Origin of the sequence: Rathayibacter sp. AY1B6 (assembly GCF_002932755.1) — a bacterium.
GTDB lineage: Bacteria > Actinomycetota > Actinomycetes > Actinomycetales > Microbacteriaceae > Rathayibacter.
Window position 1 is genome coordinate 11,709 of the sequence record NZ_PSWL01000012.1, and the last position, 20,331, is coordinate 32,039.

The window sequence follows — 20,331 nt, forward strand, 5'->3', positions numbered from 1 at the left end:
CGCCCACCCCGGGCGGCTCGTGCTCGACGATAGGGGAGGAGCCCGGTCCGCGGTCCGCCGGTGACCGGCCGTGACGCCCGGTGTCCCTCCGTGACGCCCGGTGTCCCTCCGTGACCTCCGGTGTCCCTCCGTGACGCCCGGATCGGGGAATGCCCCGCGCCCTGATCTGTTGGACCAGGGGATGTCCTCCACCACTCCCGTCCCCCCGTCCGACTCCCGCAGCGCCCTCGTCGTCGGCGCGACCGGCATCGGCGGCTCCGCCCTCGTCGACCTGCTCACCGAGCAGGGGTGGCCGGTGACCGCCCTCTCGCGCCGCCCGATCGACGCGCGCCCCGGCGTCACTCCGCTCGCCGCCGACCTGCGCTCCGCCGAGGACCTGGCCCGCGTGCTCGCCGACCAGCGCCCCACGCACGTCTTCTTCACCGCCTGGTCGCGCCAGGCGACGGAGGAGGAGAACATCGCGGTCAACGGCGGCATGGTCCGCGACCTCCTCGCCGCGCTCGCGCACGCTCCCGTCGAGCACGTCGCGCTGGTCACCGGCCTCAAGCACTACCTCGGCCCGTTCGAGGCGTACGGACAGGGCGCGATGCCCGACACCCCGTTCCACGAGGAGGAGGAGCGCCTGGACGCCCCGAACTTCTACTACGCGCAGGAGGACGAGCTCTTCGCCGCAGCCGAGCGCGCCGGGTTCACCTGGTCGGTGCACCGCTCGCACACGGTCATCGGGCACGCCGTCGGCAACGCGATGAACATGGGTCTGACCCTCGCGGTCGCGGCGTCGATCCACCGTGCCGAGGGCACCCCGTTCGTCTTCCCCGGCTCGCTCACGCAGTGGAACGGACTCACCGACATGACCGACGCGACGATCCTCGCCGAGCAGATGCTCTGGGCGTCGACGTCGGAGGCGGGCCGCGACCAGGCCTTCAACGTGGTCAACGGCGACGTCTTCCGCTGGCGCTGGATGTGGACCCGGATCGCGGAGCACTTCGGCGTCGAGCCGGTCGGCCCGGGGGAGGAGCCGCAGCCGCTCGAGCAGCAGATGGCCGGTGCCGAGCCCGTCTGGCGGCGCCTCGTCGACGAGCACGGGCTGATCGAGCCGGACCTCTCCCGGGTCGCCTCCTGGTGGCACACCGACGCCGACCTCGGCCGGAACCTCGAGGTCGTCACCGACATCGGCAAGTCGCGCCTGGCGGGCTTCACGGCGTTCCACCGCACCGTCGACTCGTTCACGGCGCTCTTCGACCGCTACCGCGCAGAGCGCCTGATCCCCTAGCCCGTCGGCGCTCATCCGTCGCCGCTCCGTCGTCCGCCGGACACCCGGCCGACACCCCTCGTCTCCCCGCCGTGCCTAGCGTCACGGCATGGCGGCGAGCGGATGATCGAGCGGGTGGACCCGTTCCTGGGGACGGAGGCGACCGCGCTCCCGGAGCCGACCGGGCTCGCGGCGACGTGGTGGTCGCCGAAGCCGCAGATCGGCAACACGCACCCCGGTGCCACGTACCCCCTCGGCATGGTGTCCGCGTGCTCGTACTCGGGCGCCTACCCGACCGGGTACGGCCGCTACGACCTGGCGCTCGAGGGCGTCCCGCCGACGCTCCACGACGGTCTCGAGGCGAGCGGCTTCACCCACTTCCAGCAGTCCGGCACCGGCGCGATCCGCAAGTACTACAACTACCTGCGGGTCACGCCGATGCTCGAGCCGCTCGACGAGCTCGGCCGCAGCTGGGCTCTCGAGGACGAGGTGGCGGAGCCCGGCTACTACGCCGCGACCCTCTCCTCCGGCGTGCGGGCCGAGCTCACCGTCGGGCCCGCCTCCGTCGTGCACCGCTACACCTTCCCGGAGCATCGCAGCGCCCGCGTGGTGGTCGACCTCTCTCTCGGGGGTCTGGCGATCCCGAGCGGAGCGACGGTGCCGCTGCGCGCGCAGCTGCACTCGATCTCGCCCGGAGTCGCGGCCGGCGAGGTCGTGATGGAGGGGGCGCCGCTCGCGGTGCACCTGGAGTGCGACGCCCTGCAGTGGCGGCAGATGCTCTGGTACGACCGCCGGCTGATGCCGGGCGGGACCAGGCTCGACTTCGACCACATCCGTCCCACCACGCTGCGCCCCTTCGGGCTGATGTGGGCGGGACCCAGTACGGCAGGGCAGACCGTCGAGCTCCGGATGGGCTTCTCGCTGCGCGGCACCGATCGCGCCCGCGAGAACCTGCACCGCGACGTGCCTCCCGCGGGCTCCGGATTCGACCAGCGCCGCGATCGCACCCGCAAGACGTGGCGGAAGCGCCTGCGGACGATCGCGGTCGACACGCCGTCCGCGGAGCGCGAGACGGTCTTCTCGACCGCGCTCTACCACTCGCTCATCAAGCCGTGCCTCGCGCCCTCCGAGAGCCCCTTCTGGCCGACGGACGGGCCCTTCGTCTTCGACATCAGCACGATGTGGGACATCTACCGCACCCAGCTCCCTCTGCTCACGCTGCTCCTTCCCGACCGCGCGATCGAGATCGCGGCGGCGCTCCTGACCATCTGCGAGGAGGAGGGCAACTTCCCGATCGGCTACCGGATGGCCAAGGGCAGCGACCGCTTCTCGCGCCAGGGCAGCGCCCTCGCGCACACCTTCCTCGCCGACCTCTGCCGGCTGGGGCTGCCCGGGATCGACTGGGACGCCGCTCTCGTGCACATGAGCGAGGACCTCAAGCGGATGTACGGGGAGGAGTTCCTCGCCGCGGGGGAGGCGCATCCGATCAGCCACACGCTCGACCTGGCTCACGGCTACTGGTGCACCGCCGTCGTGGCCCGCCATGTCGGCGACCTGGAGCTCGCGGAGCAGCTGGAGGAGCGCGCCGCGCAGTGGGTGAACGCGTTCGACCTGCGCTCCGGCCTGCTCAAGGACTCGACGTACTACGAGGGAACCCGGCACAACTACTCCTTCCGCCTGCTGCACGACATGGCCGGGCGCATCGCCCTGAGCGGAGGAGACGAGGGCTTCGTCACCCAGCTGGACGAGTTCTTCGGCTTCGGCGCCGAGCCGGTCGTCCAGCCCGGGCTGCGCCCCGAGCGGAGCGAGATGCTCGCGGGAGCCGAGCTCGGACGCTTCGAGGGGCTCAACAACGAGCCCGACATGGACTCGCCGTGGGCGTACCACTACGCGGGCCGGCCCGACCGGACCGCCGAGATCGTGCACGGCGTGCTGCACCAGCGGTTCGGACCGGGCCGGGGCGGCCTGCCCGGGAACGACGACTCCGGGGGCCTCAGCTCCTGGTACGTGTGGGCGAGCCTCGGGCTGTTCCCCGTCGCCGGGCAGGGCCTGGTGCTGATCAACGCGCCGAGCTTCGCGCGCGCCTCGGTGGCGATCGGAGGGGCGGACCTCGAGATCCGGACCACCGGCTTCGTCGAACCCGGGCCGGGCGGGCCGGTCCAGTACGTGCAGTCGGCCGAGTTCGACGGGGCGCCCCTGACGGCGAGCGTCCTGACCGCGGCCGCCCTCCACCGCGGCGGCGAGCTGCTCCTGCACCTCGGCCCGGAGCCCTCCGACTGGGGGAGCCTGCCCGAGCACCGCCCGCCCTCGTGGCCGGCCCGCCGGCCCTGACGGCCCGCGACCACCACCTCCGCGACCACCTCCGCGTCCGGCCTCCGCCGCCGCACCCGACCGACGACCCCTGAAGGAGACCCATGGACCAGAGCACGCACGCGAGCACCGTGCAGAACAGACTCGTCATCGTCGTCCGCGCCGATCCGGTGATCTGCGGGCACTCCGTCGAGGCGCGCAACCTCGCCGAGACCGCCCGGGAGCGCGGGTTCGACGAGGTCCGCATCGTCACCTGGCCCATCGACCGGCTCGAGGCCGCCGGCCTCCCGCTCAAGCCGCTCGACGCCGTGCTGCCCTACAGCGACGGCATCGTGGTGGAGCGTCCGGAGCCCGTGGGCGACTACAAGGTCCCGGACGGCCGCTGGCTGGCCGGGATGACCGGGCGCCTGATCGAGCTCTTCACGGACGGCGTCCCGACCGTGTGCCTCTCGCTCTACCTGAGCCCGCACACGCTCGTCGTGGCCGACGCCCTCCGTGCCGCGTGGAGCACCGGCCTCCCGGTCGACGTCACGACGATCGCGGAGGCCGTCGGCTCCGACGTCACCAACGTGGTCCGTCGAGCGGTGGAGGAGGGCCGCCTGGGCGCCGCCGCGCACATCCTCTCCTCCTACCTCTTGCAGGACCACTGCGTCGCCGTCTCGGAGTACACGCGCGACCTGATCATCGAGGAGGCGGAGCGCGTCGACGCGGCCCACGGAACCCGCTTCGCCCCGCAGTGCCGGGAGCGCATCGCCGTCTCCTACCCGGCGATCGACGCGGACGCCTACCTCGATCTCGATCCCGGCGTCGTCGAGGAGGTCGTGCGGGCGCGCGGACTCCGGACCGACGGGTACGTCCTCTTCCTCTCCCGGCTGACCGAGGCGAAGGGCGTGGAGGACCTCATCACCGGCTACGAGCGCAGTGCCGTCCACGAGCGCCACGAGCTCGTCATCGCGGGTCGCGGTCCGCAGGAGGCGGAGCTGCGCCGCATCGCGGCCGCCTCGCCGCTGGCGCACCGCATCCGCTTCCTCGACGACGTCGGCGACGCGGAGAAGCCCTACCTGATGGCGGGGTGCGCGGCGTTCGTGCTGCCCAGCAAGCCGCGGCCCGAGTTCGTCGAGACCTTCGGCATCGCGCTGGCCGAGAAGATGCTCGCCGGTGGCGGGCCGATCATCACCACGCTGACCGGCGGCATCGGCGAGGCGATCGGCGAGCACGCCTTCGTGACCCCGGTCGACAGCCCGGACACGATCGCCGCGCTCCTCGACCACGCCGTCCTCGAGCTCAGCGCCGACGACCGCGCACGCCGCGCGGCGGCCGCTCGGGAGTACGCCCTGCAGTTCGATCGACGGGTCGTGTTCGACCGCCTCTTCGCCCGGCTGGTGCGGCCCGCTGTGGCGACGGCGGCGCTCTAGCGGCGGGAGTCCGGAGAGGCCGTCGCTGCGGCGCCCCTCGCGATGAGCACGTCCGGCGACAGCTGGTGGCGCACGAAGTGGAGGGTGAAGCTGCGGCGGTCTCCTCCGGAGACCCGCTCGGCGAGGACGCGGATGCCGAGGACGGCGACGACGCGCCACTGCTCGGTCTCGTGGGAGACGACGGCGCAGAAGAGGTCGCCCGGGCGCACCTCGTCGACGGTGGTGGTGAGGCTGTTCGTGCCGTGGGTCATCTGGCCGCTCCTGGTTCCGGCGGACCTCGCGGACGGCGCTTCGGGTGCGCCGCGCAGCCGTCCGCCGGTCGCTCGAGAGGGGGGCCCGAGCGGCCGGCGGCCGGTCATGCGTGCGACAGCAGGGACGAGCCCGCCGGAACGACCCCGTGCCGCACGAGCAGTGTAGGACTGCGACCCTGACCGTGGCGCGGAATGTCAACCACTTGCACGCGCGCTCCCGGAGTTCTCAGGCCCGGAGACGACGGAACCCGCCCCCCAGCGGGGAGGCGGGTCGTGTCGGCGGTGCAGCGGCGGAACGTGATCGGGGCGGCTCCGGCGCGGCGGATCAGGCGGCGGGCTCGGCGCGGCGCAGCGGGACGGCGGCGTTGCTCGTCGGCTCGGGCACGATGCGGAGGCCGGCGCCGCTGTTGGCGCGCTCCATGAGGGCCTCGACCCACTCCGGGTTGATCGTGGGCTGGCGGCTGCCCTTGAACTCGAACTGGATCGGGATGGTCGGGTGCATCCACACGCCGCGGCGGCCGGTGCCGGCCTGGGGGCTCGCATCGAGGGTGAGCAGGAAGCGCTCGTCGCGACGGAACTTGTTGATGATGACGATTTGGAGGTGGGCGAGGGCGCGGTCCTCGACCTCGATGGCTGCGGGGGGAGTGCCGTACAGGATGTTGCCCATGGTGTGCTCCGATCTGACGTGCGAGTGGCTGACGTCCGTCACTCTATATCGCTAGAAAGACTTCCTACTAGTTGAGCTAGCTACTTACGTCGCGGACTGCGTTTTCTGTCCATCGACGCTGGACGCCTCGATTCTCCGTCGGATCCGGGGCGCGGCAGAAGACCCTCGGAGTGAACTCCCGGGGACGCACGGCCGACGCCGGTCAGGCGCGGCGCTGCTCCAGCACGCCGTCGGCGTACTCGCCGATCGGCTCGCCCGCGAGCTCCTGAGCGGCGTCGGCCGTCTCGGAGTCGGCCGGGCGCTCGACGATGTCGCGCATCGTCTGCAGGAAGCGGACGACGGTCCCGGCCTCGGAGGGGCTGAGCGTCTCGGCGGCCTCGAGCATGCGGCGGTGCATCTCGTCGAGCGTCTCGCGCACCTCGCGGTGGGAGGTGGGGGTGGCGACGATGCGGATGGCGCGGCGGTCGCTCGGGTGCGGCTCGCGGAGGACGTGCCCGCTCTTGACCAGGCGGTCGATGAGCACGGTCGTCGAGGCGGAGGAGATGCCGAGGTAGGAGGCCAGGTCCTTCGGGCTGACGTGCACGCCCTTCTGCTGCCGGCGCATGAGGAACTGCACGGCCAGCAGGTCGTTCTCGCCCATGCCCATGGATCCGCGGGTCCGGCGGCGCATCGCGGCCTCCGCCGTGCGGAAGGCGCGCATCGCGGCGAGGACCTCCACCGCTCCGGGCTCGGTCGCCTCACCCGAGAACCAGAAGGCCCCGGGTCGCTTCAGCGTGACCTCGTCCATGCCGAACAGTCTAGACAGTCTCGTAGCAAGAACATCTAGTCAAGCCAACCTCCCCCGGGGTGCTTGCTCGGAAGGGCGCCCGACCACTACGAAGGGACTACTAGTTAGACGAGCTAGAGACTCATTCGCGAAGGGAGCTCACCGTGCTGGACGAACTCGACCGCCTGCAGCCGCTCCCCGCCGACGCCGTGGACCCGCTGGTCGGCTCCACTCTGGCCGCTCGCTACCTCGTGCTCGAGCGGGTGGGGGAGGGCGGCAGCGCCGTCGTCTACCGCGCCCGCGACCTCCGCCTCGCCCGCCAGGTCGCTGTCAAGGTCCACCGCGACGTGCCGGACACCCCCAACGAGCGGGCGCGCCGCGAGCGCGAGGTCCGCTTCCTGATCGACTCGCGCCACGCCTCAGTGGTGGACGTCCTCGACCAGGGCGAGATCCCCGGCGAGGAAGGCGACCTCGCGTTCCTCGTCCTCGAGTACTTCGACCGCAGCGACCCGGCGGCCGACTGGTTCGGCTCCGGCGACCAGCAGCTCATCGCGGAGGTCGGCGCCCAGGTGGCTGATGCTCTCGCGCACCTGCACGCGCAGGGCGTCCTGCACCGCGACGTGAAGCCCGAGAACGTCCTCGTCCGCTCGCGCGCCACCGCATCCGGCTTCTCCGCGCACGAGGCCAAGCTCAGCGACTTCGGGATCGCCCGCTCGGTCGACGACGCCCGGCTGACCCGCTCCGACGTGCTGGTCGGCACTGCCGCGTACCTCAGTCCCGAGAGCCTCGGCTCCGGCCCGGTCGGACCGGCCTCCGACGTCTACTCGCTCGGGCTGGTCCTGCTCGAGGCCGTCTCGGGCCGCAGGGCCTACACCGGCACGACGCTCGAGATCTCGATCCAGCGCCTCCACCACGCGCCCGTCGTCCCCGAGTCGGTCCCGGCGGAGTGGCGCGAGCTCCTCACCGCGATGACCGCTCTCGACCCCGCCGACCGCCCCTCCGCCGAGGACGTGGCGCGCCGTCTCTGGGTGCGCCTGGCCGGCGGCCCCGCGGCGTCCGCCCCCCGCAGCGGAGTGACCGGCACGCTCGCGCTCGTCGTCGCAGGCCTGGTCGGAGCGGTGTCGGCCCTCTCGCTCATCGGCGCGCTGGGCTGAGGCCCGCCGGCTCACGCGCCGCTCAGCTTCTTCGCGACCGCGCTCCCGTAGGCTCCCGGCGACCCTCGACCGACCCCGAGCCGCGTCGCCGCGGACCGAACGGAGCCGTTCCATGAGCCCGCGCCGCCTCTTCCGCCTGTTGTCGATCGTCGAGGCGGTGACCTGGACGCTCCTGATCGTCGGGATGCTGCTGAAGTACGCGGCTGGAGCCGGCGACTGGCCGGTGAGCGTCGCCGGGCCGATCCACGGGTTCGCGTTCCTCGCCTACGGAGCCGCGGCCCTGGTGCTCGCGGTCAACCAGCGGTGGTCGGCGGGCGCGACGGCGCTCGCCGTCGTCAGTGCGGTCGTGCCCTACGCGACGGTCCCGCTGGAGCGCGGCTTCGAGCGCCGCGGTCTGCTGGAGGGGCCCTGGCGGACGCACGCCACCGACGACCCGCGCGACCGGCGCGTGACGAGCCGGCTCCTCCGCTGGGCGCTCGCGCGGCCCGTGCTCGCCGGAGCGCTGGTGCTGGCCCTGGTCGCCGTGGTCTTCGCGGCGCTGCTGGTGATCGGCCCGCCCGGGGGCGGCGAGGCCTAGCCCCCTTCGCGAGGCGCCTCAGACGGGGCGCGTCTCCGCGTCGATGAGGATCTCGGCGGCGCGGCGCGCGTGCAGGGCGGCTTCGGGGGTTCCGGCGATGGCCGCGGTGGTCTGAGCGCCCTCGGCGAGGATCGCGAGCTGCGCGGCGAGCTCGGCGCCGCCTCCCGCCTCCCCCGCGAGGGTCGCGAGGAAGCGCTGGAACGACTCCTTGTGGTCGCGCGCCATCTCGGCGACCATCGGGTTCGACGAGCCGAGCTCTCCGAAGGCGTTGATGAAGCCGCAGCCGCGGAACGAGTCCTCGGAGAACCAGTCGAACAGGAAGTCGTAGATCGCGAGCAGCTTGCCGCGGGGTCCGTCCGCCGCGGCGACCCGGGTGGTCACGCCGAGGGTCCACTGCTCGTGCCGGCCGTGCAGCACGGCGACGACCACCGACTCCTTGCTCGGGAACTCCGAGTAGAGGCGCTTCAGCGAGACGCCCGCGGCCGTGCGGAGCTCGTCCATCCCGACGGACTGGATGCCGCGCTCGTAGTAGAGCCGGTCGGCGGCCGCGAGGATCGCCTCGCGGGGAGGGCGCTCGTCGAGGATCGGGGACATCCCTCCATGGTAGGCGGTACCAGAACGCGCGTTCTCGGCCGGAGGCCGCGCTCTCCGCAGGGGGTCCGGGGCCGGGTGCTGCTGCTAGCGTCGCGCTCGGGCGCGCGGGCGCCCGGGAACGGGAGGCGGGCTCATGGTCGTCGCGATGCAGGCCGAGGGATTCGACGGGCCGGAGGCGCTGCGCGCCGTTGAGGTCGATCCGGGGGAGCCGGGCCCCAGCGGGGTGCGGATCGCGGTGCGCGCCGCGGGCGTGAACCCGGCCGACGCGAAGCTCCTGCGCGGGATGTTCGGGCGCGGGCGGGTGCCGGTCCGGCCGGGCAGCGAGATCGCCGGAGTCGTGACCGCGGTCGGCGAGGGAGCCGAGGGACTGCTCGGCCCGATCCGCGTCGGCGACGAGGTCGTGGCGTTCCGGGTCTCCGGCGGCTACTCCGCCGAGCTGGTCGCGCCCGCGAGCGCGGTCCTGCCCAAGCCCGCCGGACTCGGCTGGGCGGCGGCCTCGGGCCTGCTGCTGGCCGGGACGACCGCCGAGCACCTCGTCGAGGCCACCCGCGTCTCCTCTGGGGACACCGTCCTGGTGCACGGGGCGAGCGGAGCAGTCGGCTCGCTCGCCGTGCAGCTCGCGGTCGCCCGCGGAGCGCGGGTGCTGGGCACCACGAGCGAGCGCGGCGAGGAGGTCGTCCGCCGCTTCGGCGCGGAGCCGCTCCGCTACGGCGTCGGGCTGGAGGAGCGCGTGCGTGCCGTCGCTCCCGGCGGCGTCGACGTCGCGCTGGACACGGCGGGCACCGATGAGGCGCTGGACGCCTCCGTGGCGCTCGTCGCCGACCGCTCGCGCATCGCCACCGTCGCCGGCTTCGAGCACGCGGCCCGCCTCGGCGGGATCCTGATGCTCGGCGGCGGACCGGGAGCGGATCCCGGAACCGCACTCCGCGACGCCGCCCGGGCGGGCCTGCTCGAGCGCGCCGGTCGCGGGGAGCTCGAGGTCGTGCTCGGGCCCTCCTTCGCGCTGACCGAGGCGGCCGCCGCGCTCGCCCTCGTCGAGTCGGGCCGCGCGCGCGGCAAGACGGTGCTGTTCCCCTGAACGAGACGTCCTCCCTCGATCTGCCGGCCCTCGGGCCCTTCGACTCCGCCGGCGCCGCGAGCCTCCTCCGCAACCACGCCCTCCCCGGAGTGGAGCGGGTCTCGGCCGACGGCCGGCGGCTGGAGCGCCTGCTCACCCTCGCCGGGGCGCCGCGGCCGATCGCGCTCGAGGTGACGGAGACCGGGCTGCGGGTGGAGGCGGAGCCGGACGTGCTGACGGCGGCGGCGGCGGTCGTCCGCGCCTGGTTCGACCTCGACTCCGACGTGGTGGCGATCGGCGCCGAGCTCTCGCGGGACCCGCTGCTCGCCCGCTCCGTCGCAGCCCGTCCGGGGCTGCGGGCGACGCAGTACCCGGAGGCGTTCGAGGCGGCGGTCATGGCGGTCCTCGGCCAGCAGGTGTCGGTCGCCGCGGCCCGGACCTTCGGCGGGCGGACAGCCACGGCCTTCGGCTCCCCGGGCGAGCGCGGTCTGCTGGCGTTCCCGGCACCCGCCGCCCTGCTCGCTCCGGAGTTCGAGGCGCTGCGCTCGGCGATCGGGATCACCAACGCCCGAGCGCGGACGGTGCGCGCCGTCGCCGAGGCCTTCGCCGCCGGGCCCGTGCTCGACCGCGCGGGCGACCTGCCGGAGCAGCGGCGCGCGCTCCTCGCGATCCCGGGCATCGGGCCGTGGACGGCCGACTACCTCGCGCTCCGCTTCCTCGGCGATCCGGACGCGTTCCCCGCCGGCGACCTGGTGCTGCGGAAGGCGCTCGGCCGGGTGAGCACGGCGGAGGCGGAGGCGGCGTCGCAGGCGTGGCGGCCGCACCGGGCGCACGCGGCGTTCCACCTCTGGGCGAGCACCGGAGCGGTCTGAGCGGACGGACGACCCGGGCTGAGAGGCCGCGCCGGGTGTCGCGGACCGGAACGACCCGGACGGATCAGGTCAGGTACTCGACGTCGTCGTACAGGATCGGCGCGTCCTCCACGTCCGGATCTTCGACCGGAACGTCCTCGTGCTCGAGGATGACCGCGACGCCGGGCGAGACCAGCACGCAGACCTCGCGCTCGCCGGCGACCGTGAAGCTCACCATGTCGCCGCGGTTGCGCACGGCCTCGACCAGGCGCTTCTCGAGCTCCTCGGTGTCGAAGGAGACGGCGAGGAGGAAGCGGCGGCCGTCGATGCTGAGCGTGGTGCGCCGCATGGTCGCCTCGGGCTCGGGGGGAGTGCCGCGTCCGCCGCGGCCCGGCGTGACCGCCTTGACCCGCAGCGACGAGGCGTGCATCCGGATGACGGCGTTCACGAGCCCGCCTCCGGGCGCGACTCGTGGTGGCGGCGGCCGCCGGAGCGGCGGTCCTCCTTCATCTCGGACTCGAAGAGGTGGCGGCGTCCGCCGGCGAGCTCGTCGCGCGCGGCGCGCTCCTGCTCCCGGAACGCGGCGTAGTAGGTGGCGTCGTAGTCCTCGACGATCTGGAAGGTCCAGCGCCCCTCGATGACGTTGCGGCCGACGAGCTCGGCCTCGATCCGCTCGGCGGTCGCGGCGTGGCCTGCCTCGCGCAGCGCGTCGACGGCCTCGCCCAGAGCGAGGTCGGCCGCGCCGGTGAGCCGGTGGAAGCCGTAGAGCAGACCGCGGGCGTGCTCGACGGTCTCGAGCGCCTCCGAGAGCTTCCCGAGCGCCGCCACGGTGGCGTCGTCGAGACCCTCCGGGCGCAGGTGCGCGGAGTCGGGGTGGTCGTGTGAGCTGCTCATCCAGGTGAGCTTAGGCCGACCTAAATGCTCTGTGACCCCCTTGCGCCGCGGCCGGGAACCGTTCGCGCCTTCACTGGCAGGGCGTTCAGGTGCACGTCCCGCAGGGCGCCGTCGTCCGCCGTGGCGGTCAGGAAGGTGCAGGCCGGCCGGCGCCGCCGATCCGTCGGGGAGCCCGGGTTGAGCAGGCGGAGACCCGCCGGAGAGACGGTGTCCCAGGGGATGTGGCTGTGCCCGAAGACGAGCACGTCCGCCCCCGGATGGGCGGCGTCGGCGCGGATCTCGCGGCCGGTCGCCGCTCCGGTCTCATGGACCACGCGGACGTCGAGGCCGGCGATGCGGGCGCGCGCGACCTCGGGCAGGCGGGCGCGCAGCGGCTCCGGATCGTTGTTGCCCCACACTGCCAGCAGGAGCGCCGCCCGCTCCTCCAGCGCGTCCAGCGTCGCCTCGTCGACCCAGTCGCCCGCGTGCACGACCAGGTCGGCCTCGTCGACCGCGCGCCACACCTCGTCCGGGAGGGCCTTCGCCCGCTTCGGGAGGTGCGTGTCGGCGAGCAGGAGGAGGCGGACCGGACCGTCGATCTCCGGCGGAGCGCCGTCGGGGCCGGGCTGGAGCAGGGGCATCAGCGGGCGGGGCCGGGCGTCGGCTCCACTCCGCCGTCGGCGCCGGGCTCGGTCGCAGTGCCGGAGCTGCGGAGGCGGGCGTCGAGCGCCTCGAGGTCGGCCGCGAACCAGAGGTGGTCGCCGCGGTTCGACTCGACGACGAAGGCCTGCAGCGCGCTCGACTCCGCCACCGGTCCGCTGACGTCGCCGAGGATCACCAGCCGCTTGCCGTACGACACGGACTTCTGCACGAACTCCCCGGCGATCCCGGAGCGCAGGCGGAGGAACTCGGGGTCCAGCCGGCCGACGGGCACCACGATCGTCTCCACGTCGCTCCCGTAGGTCTCGCCGATCAGTGCGATCGCATCGTCCGGGGTCGAGAGCGCGGCCCCGTCGTCGTCGACGAGCAGGAGGGGGACGCCCTGGCGGGTCTCGGTTCTCATCGGCCCAGCCAATCACGTCGGCCCGGGAGAGGCGAGCGGCGCCGTCCGGGCTTCCGCTCGGGGCGTCCACTCCCGGGCCGGCCGTGCTCGCGGGGACACGCCGATCAGGCGTCCGGACGGGCTGCCCGCGCCGCCGCTACGAGCCCGGCAGCTCGACGCGGCGCTGGAAGCCCACGTGCGAGTCGACGAAGCCCAGGCGCAGGTAGAAGCGGTGGGCGTCGGCGCGGGCGGCGTCCGAGGTCAGCTGGACGAGCGGCGTGCGGAGCTCGATCGCAGCGACGTCCAGCACCCAGCGCATCAGGGCCGTGCCGATCCCCGCCGACCGCTCGGCGCTCGCCACCCGGACCGCTTCGACGAGCAGACGGGAGCTGCCGCGGCGCGCCATCCCGGGGATCACGGTCAGCTGCAGCGTGCCCACCACGGCTCCGGCGCCGTCCACCGCGACCACGAGGTCGTTGCCCGGGTCCTGCGCGATGCTCCGGAAGGCGGACTCGTAGGCGGCCTCGTCCTCCTCGGCGGCGACGTCTCCGCGCCCGGCGCTGATCGGGTCGTCGGAGAGGAGCCGGACGAGCGCGGGGAGGTCGTCGAGGACCGCCCGCCGGAGGAGGAGGCTCCTCTCCTCGGGGCCGGCGTCGCGGGGGAGGGTCAGGTCGGCGATCATCCCCTCATCCTCCCGCTGCTCCACTCCGGGTGCAGCCGTTCGGACGCCGGCAGCACGCGGCTGAGAGCGGTCGGCGGATCCTGGTGGCCGGTCCGCACGTCCACGCGGCGCACTCCGCAGTCGACGCAGCGGATGTACACGACGGCGCCCTCGCTGGTCCGGTGCGCCGACTCGGTCGTCCAGCCGTGCTCGTGCGGATCCACGGCGGGCGCCGTGCCGGGACGAGGGGAGGGGGAGGAGGTGAGCATGAGGCCACTGTGCTGTCATGGTCTTATGCAGCTCAACCCTTACGGCGAGTACGCGGTCCTGCTCGCCGCCTCCCTCGCGAACGACTGGCCGTCCGACCGCGAGGGCATCGAGGCGCGAACGCGCGATTTCGGCATGACGATGGCCTTCGAGTCCGGCCCGGACGACCACGCCAGAACACGCGACGTGATCGACGAGTGGCTGGACGTGGTCGACGCGCCGACTCCGAGCGACCGGGCGACGTCGCTGAACCGCCAGATGGCCGCGATCGCCGCGTACCCGCGCCTGACCGACCACGACGACGAGGGCTGGCACCTGCACTACCGCGACCAGGACCAGTCGCTGGCGCACGTCCTCCACGCCGTCATCGCGGTGGGCACGGCGCTGCACCTGACGACCCGGGGGATGAGCCGCCTCCTGCGGTGCGAGGCCGGTCGGGCGCCGGGAGACCACTGCAGGAACGTCGTCGTCGACGTGACGCGGAACGGCCGGCAGCGGTACTGCTCCGTCCGCTGCGCGAACCGGGCCGCGGTCCGGCGGCACCGCCTGCGCCACGCGGAGTGACCCCCCGGCAATTCGCACCGCCTGCGCCACGCGGAAGGACCTTCCCGGCCCTGTCGCACCGCCTGCGCCACGCGGAGCCGCTCCGTCACTCCGCCGCGTCGCCGCCCGGCTTCATCCAGAACGGGGAGTAGTGGTACCCGTCGAGGTCGTCGAACTGGCGCTGGTACATGAACGGGTAGTCGTCGGTGTCGCCGATCCGGCCGCCCGCGGCGGCGGCCCGCTCGACGAGCTCGTCGACGGCCTCACGGCTGTCGAGGTCGAACGAGACGGTCACCTTCGAGGGGGTGCCGGGGGCGCCGATCAGCTCCTCGGTGGCGCCGACGCTCTCGTACATCGCGCGGCTCGCGAGCATGACCGACGTGTCGGAGCCGATCGCGAAGCAGGACACGTCCTCGCGGGACATCTCGGCGTTCAGCGTCCAGCCGAGCGCGGTGTAGAAGGCGGTGGCGCGCTCGACGTCGTCGACCGGGCAGGTGATGAAGAGGCTCATGCGCTCACCCTCGCGATCCGCGGGCGGGCCGTCAAGAGCGCCGGGAGGCGACGTCGGACGGCCCGGCGGGACTCAGCGGAACGAGCGCAGCCGCAGGCTGTTCAGCACCACGAAGACGCTCGAGAACGCCATCGCGGCGCCGGCGACCAGCGGCCCGAGGAGTCCGGCCATCGCGAGCGGGATCGCGGCCACGTTGTAGGCGAAGGCCCAGAAGAGGTTGCCCCGGATGACCGCGAGGGTGCGGCGCCCGAGGCGCAGGGCGTCGGGCACCCGGCCGAGGTCGTCGCCGACGAGCGTGATGTCGCTCGCCTCGATCGCCGCGTCCGATCCGGCGCCCATCGCGATCCCCACGTCGGCGGCGGCCAGCGCTGCGGCGTCGTTCACGCCGTCGCCGACGAAGGCGACGTGCCGGCCCTCCGCCCGCAGCCGCTCGATCACGGCGAGCTTCTCCTCCGGCAGCACTTCGGCGACGACCTCGTCGATGCCGACGGCCGAGGCGACGGCCTGTGCCGCACGCGGATTGTCGCCGGTCAGCACCAGGACCCGGAGGCCCCGCTCGCGCAGGGCGCGGACGGTGCGGGACGCCTCCGGCCTCGGCTCGTCGCGGAGGACCGCGAAGCCGCGCAGCGCTCCCTCCCAGCCGACGCCGACCACGGTGCCGCCCTCGGCGGTCGCGCGCTCGGCGCGCTCGGCGAGAGCGCCCGGCGCGAAGCCCCACTGCTCCTCCAGCCAGCGCAGCCGGCCGGCGACGACCAGGCGGCCCTCGACCCGGGCACGCACGCCGAACCCGGTGCTGGAGCGGAACCCGGTCGCCTCGGGGACGTCGAGGTGCGCGGCCCCGGCCACGATCGCCGCGGCGAGCGGATGCTCCGACCCGCGCTCGACGGCGGCGAGCATCCGCAGACTCTCGTCGTCGCTGGACTCGACGACCTGGAAGGCGCCGGTGGTGAGCGTGCCGGTCTTGTCGAGCACGACGGTGTCGATGCGGCGCCCGGCCTCGAGCACCTCCGGCCCGCGGAGGAGGATCCCGAGCTGGGATCCGCGGCCGGTGCCGACGAGGACGGCGGTCGGGGTGGCCAGGCCCAGCGCGCACGGGCACGCGACGACGAGGACGGCGACGGCGGGCGAGACGGCGGCGGCGAGGTCGGCGCCGGCGATCAGCCAGCCGGCGAGGGTGGCCAGGGCGAGCACCACCACGACCGGCACGAAGACGGAGGAGACGCGGTCGGCGAGCCGCTGGACGCGCGCCTTGCCGGCCTGGGCGTCCGAGACGAGGCGGCCCATCCGCGCGAGCGTGGTCGCGGAGCCGACGCGGTCGACGCGCACGGTGAGCAGGCCGTGCGCGTTGAGCACTCCGCCGGTCACGGTAGAGCCGGGGCCGACCTCGACCGGCACGCTCTCGCCGGTGAGCATGCTCGCGTCGATCGCGCTCGAGCCCTCGAGCACGGTGCCGTCGGCGGCGACGGTCTCGCCGGGGCGCACGCGGAGGACATCGCCGACGGCGAGCGAGGACGCGGGCACGCGCTCCTCCTGTCCGTCGGCGGCGACGCGCACGGCGTCCTTCGCGCCGAGGCGGAGGAGCGCCCGGAGCGCCGCACCGGCGTCGCGCTTCGACCGCGCCTCCAGGTAGCGGCCGGCCAGCACGAGGACGGGGACGGCGGCGGCGACCTCGAGGTAGATCTCGTCGTGGCCGGAGCGGCTGCCCAGCAGCTCGAAGGGCATGCTCATGCCGGGCCGCCCGGCGTCGCCGAGGAACAGAGCCCAGACCGACCAGGCGAAGGAGGCGCTGACGCCCAGGCTGATCAGGGTGTCCATGGTGGTCGAGCCGTGCCGCAGCGCCCGCCAGGCGTTGCGGTGGAAGGGGAGCGCGCCCCAGACCGCGACCGGTGAGGCGAGGGCGAGGGCGAGCCACTGCCAGTTCGCGAACTGCAGCGGCGGGATCATCGAGAGCAGGACCACCGGCACGGCGAGCAGGGCGGAGACGCGGAGCCGGGTGCGCAGGGCGCGCCGCTCGCGGTCGTCGTCGCTCTGCTCCTCCTGCTCCTCCTGCTCCTCCGCGGGAGCCGCGTCGCCGGTGGAGGGGACCGTCGCGCGGTAGCCCGCGGCCTCGACGGCGGCGATCGCGTCGGCCGGAGTCGTGCCGGGCGGGAGGGTCAGCGTCGCGCGCTCGAGGGCGAGGTTGACGGTCGCGTGGACGCCGGGGAGCGCGTCGAGGCGCTTCTCGACCCGCGCGACGCAGGAGGCGCAGGTCATCCCTCCGATGGCGAGCTCGAGCGGGGTGCCGGTGGTCTCGGGCATCTCAGCTCAGGGGAGCGAGGCGGTAGCCCGCGTCGGCGACGGCGGCGGCGATCTCCTCGCGGCCGAGCGGCCGGGAGGAGCCGACCGTGACGGTCGAGACCCCGTCGGGGGCGAGCGACACGTCGACCGCCGAGACCTCGGGGTAGGCGGCGAGCTCCTCGGTGACACTGCGGACGCAGTGCTCGCACGTCATGCCCGCGACGCCGAAGCTCTGCACGGACGCGGCCGACAGGGAGCCCTGCGCCGCGTGGCCGGAGTCGGAGCGGTCAGCGCCTCCGTGGCCGCCGCACGCGCAGGCGCCGCCTCCGCCGCAGCCGCAGCCTCCCGTCGATCCGCTCGCGGTCAGGCCGAGGTCGATCCTGGTGCTCATGGGTCCTCCTGTGTCGTGCGTCCGGTCCGATCCGATCGATCGGCCCGGTGGGCGTCCGGTCGGCACGCCCGTCACGGCATACCCCCGGGGGGTACTCCATCGTAAGCCCGCCGGGCGCTCTCGGCAAGGCGGGAGGGCGGAGGAGGGATGATCTCAGGGGCGGCTCGGAGCCGCGCGAGGAGGGAGGGGCGCATGGATCCCGCATCGACGCCGCACTGGGGCGAGCCCCCGCCGCGCACGCCGCCGACGGTCCCGCTGCCCCCGCGCACGCGGTTCGAGCCGACCGCGCTGCTCGCCGCGCCCCTGCCCGCCCCGGCCGCCGTCCGGGCCCGGGTCCGCCAGGCCGCCCCGGAGCGGCAGCGCCGGCTGGCGGCGCTCGCCGCGGTCACCGAGGGGTTCGCCGTCCTGCGCACTCCCGAGCTCGACCGGGCGCTGCGCCGGATCGCGGCACCCGCCTCCGCCGCTCCGGCCGCCGCCGCCGCGGTGCTCGCCGTCGGCCGCGACGGACTCGAGCTCGCCGCCGAGCACGCGGACGCCCTGCGCATCGCCGGATGGGACCGGATCGTCTCGGTGGGCGTCGGCACCTCGCCCTCGGGAGCCCACCGGGTCCGTGCGCTGGTCCTGGCGGTCCTCGCCCCGCCCGCCTCCGCCGTCCTCCGAGCGGCCAGGCGGCGCCCGCGCACCGTCCTCGTGCCCCTGGTCGTCGCCGCACCGGCGGCCCTCGGCTGGCGCGTGGCCGACGACCGCACGTTCCTCCTCGCTCTCGACCGCCTCCAGCGCGCCCTCGAGGAGCGTGCCCGGTGAGGGTGCGGCTCCGCTTCGCGATCGCGGCCGTCGCCGTGCTCGGCCTGGGCCTGGCGCTGCGGTTCGTGCTGACGGGGCTGCTCGCGGACCTCGCCGGCGGAGTGGCCTACGTCGTGCTGGTGGCGCTGCTGATCGCGGTGCTCCTGCCCCGCATCCCGGGCGTGACGGCTGCCGGGATCGCGCTGGCCTGGTCGATCGCGATGGAGCAGCTGCAGGCGATCGGAGTCGCGTCGCGCCTGGTCGAGCTGTGGGCGCCGCTCCGCCTCGTCGTCGGCACCACCTTCTCCTGGCTCGACATCGCCGCCTACGTCGTCGGCGCGGTCGTCGCTGCGGCCGTGCACCTCGCCGTCGCCCCGCGCGAGAGTCCCGCGTGACGCGCGCCTCCGCCCCCGCGCCCCTGATTAGGGTGAAGCCATGAGCGAGCCGGCACTTTCCGAGACGACGGCCCCGCGGGCCTCGGCCCCGCACGACCACCGCCGCGACCGGCGCATCCCCGAGCCGGTCGACCGGTTCGCCACCGGCGAGGAGTACCCCGAGTACCGCGTCGACCTCGAGCGGATCCGCTTCTCGCCGTACTTCGCCCGCCTCTCCGCGGTGACCCAGGTCATCTCGCCCTCGGGCGTCGGGCAGGTCGTGCACAATCGGCTCACGCACTCGATCAAGGTCACCGCGGTCGCTCGGGCGATCGCGATGCAGCTGACCACGACCGATCCCGCTCAGCGCGAGCTGGTCGAGCGGCTCGGCGGCTGCGACCCGGTGGTCGTGCAGGCCGCGGCCAGCGCGCACGATCTCGGCCACCCTCCGTTCGGCCACCTCGGCGAGCAGGCGCTCGACCGCCTCGCGCGCGAGCGGCTGGGGCTCGCGGAGGGCTTCGAGGGCAACGCGCAGTCGTTCCGGATCCTCTCCGAGCTCGACGTCTGCGAGACGGTGGAGGTGGGGCTGAACCTCACCGCCGCCTCCCGTGCCGCCGTGCTCAAGTACCCGTGGGGGCGGACGGTCCACCGCCCCGGCATCGACTCCGCCGACCCGACCGAGCTGCCCCGCGGCTCGACCGCCAGCCGCTGGGAGACCGCGCCGCCGAAGTTCTCGGCGTACACCCTCGACCTCGACGACCTGCTCGACGCCCGCTCCGGCTTCGCCGCGATCGCCCCCTGGCAGCAGACCCTCGAGTGCTCGGTGATGGACGTCGCCGACGACATCGCCTACTCGCTGCACGACCTCGACGACTTCTACCGCGCAGGAGTGCTGCAGCAGGCGGCCGTCGCGGTGGAGTTCCGCGCGTTCCTCCGCGAGCAGAACGCCCTCGCCTCCCTCGACGCGGAGGAGCTGTGGGCGCGGGCTCCCGGGCACTCGCTCGAGATGCTCCGCCGGAGGCTCGTGGCCCGCGACCCGTGGATCGCGAGCGACGAGCACTTCCGCGCCTCCGTCGAGCGGGTGTCGACCGAGCTGGTCGAGGGGCTCCTCGCGCTCCCGTTCGACGGATCGACGCGCACCGAGCGCGCGATCGAGTCCTTCGTCTCCTCCTGGATCGGCCGCCTGCAGCGCTCCGTGGTGGTGCTCGCCGAGCCGAACGTCCGCTCGGGCCACCTCTCGCTGCTCCCGGACGCCTGGCACGACGTGGCCGTGCTGAAGTTCGTGCACACCCGCTTCGTGATCGACCGGCCCGACTTCGCCACCTACCAGCGCGGTCAGTCCCAGGTGCTCGAGACGCTGGTGACCCACCTCGACGCCTGGCTCGAGGACCCCCGCGACGGCTCGCGGGCTCCGCAGAAGCTGCTCGACCTGATCGAGCTCGCGACCGACGGCTACTTCCGCCTCCGCGCCGACCACCCCGACTGGCTCCCGGCCGACGAGCGCGGCCGGCCGACCTCCGACCCGGCGGCGCTGCAGCGGCTCGGCCGGGGACGCGGTGTGGTCGACTACGTCGCGACCCTGACGGACGAGCAGGCGATGGCGCTCGCCGCCCGCCTCCGCGGCGATCGCGAGCCGTGGGCGATGGGGACCTGACGCCCGGCGGGTGGGTTGACACCGCGCATCGCGTGTGGCCTCAGCAGCTCCTCGCCCGTCG

Annotated in this window: 24 protein-coding genes; 11 read left to right on the plus strand and 13 right to left on the minus strand. The window is 74.2% G+C overall.

What is annotated here, in order from left to right; all coding sequences use genetic code 11:
* Window positions 1-181 precede the first annotated feature (181 nt).
* The 3 genes from C5D08_RS08075 (at window position 182) to C5D08_RS08085 (ending at window position 4,977) form a co-directional block, all read left to right on the plus strand.
* Window positions 182-1,273 (plus strand): SDR family oxidoreductase, encoded by a 1,092-nt coding sequence (locus tag C5D08_RS08075; protein WP_104276599.1) that lies wholly within the window; start codon window positions 182-184, stop codon window positions 1,271-1,273.
* A gap of 114 nt (window positions 1,274-1,387) precedes the next feature.
* Window positions 1,388-3,583 carry a glycoside hydrolase domain-containing protein gene (locus tag C5D08_RS08080; protein ID WP_258067358.1) on the plus strand — a complete coding sequence of 732 codons (2,196 nt, stop codon included), beginning with the start codon at window positions 1,388-1,390 and terminating at the stop codon, window positions 3,581-3,583.
* An 83-nt stretch (window positions 3,584-3,666) separates the two neighbouring features.
* On the plus strand, window positions 3,667-4,977 hold the full coding sequence (locus tag C5D08_RS08085) for a glycosyltransferase (RefSeq protein WP_104276601.1): 1,311 nt from the start codon (window positions 3,667-3,669) through the stop codon (window positions 4,975-4,977).
* Here C5D08_RS08085 and C5D08_RS08090 read toward each other — a convergent pair.
* From C5D08_RS08090 to C5D08_RS08100, 3 genes are all read right to left on the minus strand, one after another.
* On the minus strand, window positions 4,974-5,228 hold the full coding sequence (locus C5D08_RS08090; RefSeq protein ID WP_104276602.1) for a hypothetical protein: 255 nt from the start codon (window positions 5,226-5,228) through the stop codon (window positions 4,974-4,976). The genes C5D08_RS08085 and C5D08_RS08090 overlap by 4 nt on opposite strands.
* Before the next feature lie 325 nt (window positions 5,229-5,553).
* Window positions 5,554-5,895 carry an ATP-dependent DNA ligase gene (locus tag C5D08_RS08095; protein WP_104224199.1) on the minus strand — a complete coding sequence of 114 codons (342 nt, stop codon included), beginning with the start codon at window positions 5,893-5,895 and terminating at the stop codon, window positions 5,554-5,556.
* Between the two features lie 202 nt (window positions 5,896-6,097).
* Window positions 6,098-6,682, minus strand: coding sequence for a MarR family winged helix-turn-helix transcriptional regulator (locus C5D08_RS08100; protein ID WP_104276603.1), 585 nt, complete (start codon window positions 6,680-6,682; stop codon window positions 6,098-6,100).
* Window positions 6,683-6,825: 143 nt separating this feature from the next.
* On the opposite strand from C5D08_RS08100, the gene C5D08_RS08105 reads away from it, so the two are divergent.
* Together C5D08_RS08105 and C5D08_RS08110 are read left to right on the plus strand one after the other, a co-directional pair.
* A complete protein-coding gene (locus C5D08_RS08105; RefSeq protein WP_104276604.1) occupies window positions 6,826-7,815 on the plus strand; it encodes a serine/threonine-protein kinase in 990 nt (329 codons plus the stop codon).
* Between the two features lie 112 nt (window positions 7,816-7,927).
* Window positions 7,928-8,392: a DUF3817 domain-containing protein gene (locus tag C5D08_RS08110; protein WP_104276605.1), complete on the plus strand. Its 465-nt coding sequence runs from the start codon at window positions 7,928-7,930 to the stop codon at window positions 8,390-8,392.
* 18 nt (window positions 8,393-8,410) lie between these two features.
* On the opposite strand, the gene C5D08_RS08115 is transcribed toward C5D08_RS08110, so the two are convergent.
* The gene (locus C5D08_RS08115; RefSeq protein ID WP_104276606.1) at window positions 8,411-8,986 is read right to left on the minus strand and encodes a TetR/AcrR family transcriptional regulator; all 576 of its coding nucleotides are present in this window, start codon (window positions 8,984-8,986) and stop codon (window positions 8,411-8,413) included.
* A 133-nt stretch (window positions 8,987-9,119) separates the two neighbouring features.
* Between C5D08_RS08115 and C5D08_RS08120 the strand changes: the two genes are divergently transcribed.
* Both C5D08_RS08120 and C5D08_RS08125 read left to right on the plus strand, forming a co-directional pair.
* Window positions 9,120-10,064 (plus strand): NADP-dependent oxidoreductase, encoded by a 945-nt coding sequence (locus C5D08_RS08120; protein WP_258067359.1) that lies wholly within the window; start codon window positions 9,120-9,122, stop codon window positions 10,062-10,064.
* A gap of 20 nt (window positions 10,065-10,084) precedes the next feature.
* Window positions 10,085-10,915 carry a DNA-3-methyladenine glycosylase gene (locus C5D08_RS08125; RefSeq protein ID WP_258065248.1) on the plus strand — a complete coding sequence of 277 codons (831 nt, stop codon included), beginning with the start codon at window positions 10,085-10,087 and terminating at the stop codon, window positions 10,913-10,915.
* Between the two features lie 64 nt (window positions 10,916-10,979).
* Here C5D08_RS08125 and C5D08_RS08130 read toward each other — a convergent pair whose 3' ends face one another.
* From C5D08_RS08130 to C5D08_RS08155, 6 genes are all read right to left on the minus strand, one after another.
* Entirely contained in the window at window positions 10,980-11,342 is a 363-nt protein-coding gene (locus C5D08_RS08130; protein ID WP_104276608.1) for a hypothetical protein, read from the minus strand.
* Window positions 11,339-11,788 (minus strand): hypothetical protein, encoded by a 450-nt coding sequence (locus C5D08_RS08135; RefSeq protein WP_104276609.1) that lies wholly within the window; start codon window positions 11,786-11,788, stop codon window positions 11,339-11,341. The genes C5D08_RS08130 and C5D08_RS08135 overlap by 4 nt, the downstream gene beginning before the upstream one ends.
* A 20-nt stretch (window positions 11,789-11,808) precedes the next feature.
* Window positions 11,809-12,408 (minus strand): metallophosphoesterase, encoded by a 600-nt coding sequence (locus C5D08_RS08140; protein ID WP_104276610.1) that lies wholly within the window; start codon window positions 12,406-12,408, stop codon window positions 11,809-11,811.
* On the minus strand, window positions 12,408-12,830 hold the full coding sequence (locus C5D08_RS08145) for a DUF4180 domain-containing protein (RefSeq protein WP_104276611.1): 423 nt from the start codon (window positions 12,828-12,830) through the stop codon (window positions 12,408-12,410). Before C5D08_RS08145 ends, C5D08_RS08140 begins: the two co-directional genes overlap by 1 nt.
* A gap of 136 nt (window positions 12,831-12,966) precedes the next feature.
* Window positions 12,967-13,491, minus strand: a complete 525-nt coding sequence (locus C5D08_RS08150) for a GNAT family N-acetyltransferase (RefSeq protein ID WP_104276612.1) — start codon at window positions 13,489-13,491, stop codon at window positions 12,967-12,969.
* Complete coding sequence (locus C5D08_RS08155) at window positions 13,488-13,739, minus strand: hypothetical protein (protein WP_104276613.1); 252 nt, start codon at window positions 13,737-13,739, stop codon at window positions 13,488-13,490. Before C5D08_RS08155 ends, C5D08_RS08150 begins: the two co-directional genes overlap by 4 nt.
* Before the next feature lie 25 nt (window positions 13,740-13,764).
* Between C5D08_RS08155 and C5D08_RS08160 the strand changes: the two genes are divergently transcribed.
* Window positions 13,765-14,301 carry a CGNR zinc finger domain-containing protein gene (locus tag C5D08_RS08160; protein ID WP_104276614.1) on the plus strand — a complete coding sequence of 179 codons (537 nt, stop codon included), beginning with the start codon at window positions 13,765-13,767 and terminating at the stop codon, window positions 14,299-14,301.
* A gap of 85 nt (window positions 14,302-14,386) precedes the next feature.
* Here C5D08_RS08160 and C5D08_RS08165 read toward each other — a convergent pair whose 3' ends face one another.
* The 3 genes from C5D08_RS08165 to C5D08_RS17315 all read right to left on the minus strand — a co-directional run bounded on the left by C5D08_RS08165 (window position 14,387) and on the right by C5D08_RS17315 (window position 17,459).
* The gene (locus tag C5D08_RS08165) at window positions 14,387-14,791 is read right to left on the minus strand and encodes a VOC family protein (RefSeq protein ID WP_104276615.1); all 405 of its coding nucleotides are present in this window, start codon (window positions 14,789-14,791) and stop codon (window positions 14,387-14,389) included.
* Window positions 14,792-14,863: 72 nt separating this feature from the next.
* Window positions 14,864-17,089, minus strand: coding sequence for a cation-translocating P-type ATPase (locus C5D08_RS08170; RefSeq protein ID WP_104276616.1), 2,226 nt, complete (start codon window positions 17,087-17,089; stop codon window positions 14,864-14,866).
* 1 nt (window position 17,090) lies between these two features.
* The gene (locus tag C5D08_RS17315; RefSeq protein WP_104276617.1) at window positions 17,091-17,459 is read right to left on the minus strand and encodes a heavy-metal-associated domain-containing protein; all 369 of its coding nucleotides are present in this window, start codon (window positions 17,457-17,459) and stop codon (window positions 17,091-17,093) included.
* Window positions 17,460-17,651: 192 nt separating this feature from the next.
* On the opposite strand from C5D08_RS17315, the gene C5D08_RS16985 reads away from it, so the two are divergent.
* The 3 genes from C5D08_RS16985 to C5D08_RS08185 are packed head-to-tail and all read left to right on the plus strand — an operon-like array spanning window position 17,652 to window position 20,270.
* Window positions 17,652-18,263, plus strand: coding sequence for a hypothetical protein (locus C5D08_RS16985; RefSeq protein ID WP_181110018.1), 612 nt, complete (start codon window positions 17,652-17,654; stop codon window positions 18,261-18,263).
* The gene (locus tag C5D08_RS16990; protein WP_181110020.1) at window positions 18,260-18,637 is read left to right on the plus strand and encodes a DUF2809 domain-containing protein; all 378 of its coding nucleotides are present in this window, start codon (window positions 18,260-18,262) and stop codon (window positions 18,635-18,637) included. Before C5D08_RS16985 ends, C5D08_RS16990 begins: the two co-directional genes overlap by 4 nt.
* Before the next feature lie 40 nt (window positions 18,638-18,677).
* Entirely contained in the window at window positions 18,678-20,270 is a 1,593-nt protein-coding gene (locus C5D08_RS08185) for a deoxyguanosinetriphosphate triphosphohydrolase family protein (RefSeq protein ID WP_104276619.1), read from the plus strand.
* The last annotated feature ends 61 nt before the right edge of the window (window positions 20,271-20,331 follow it).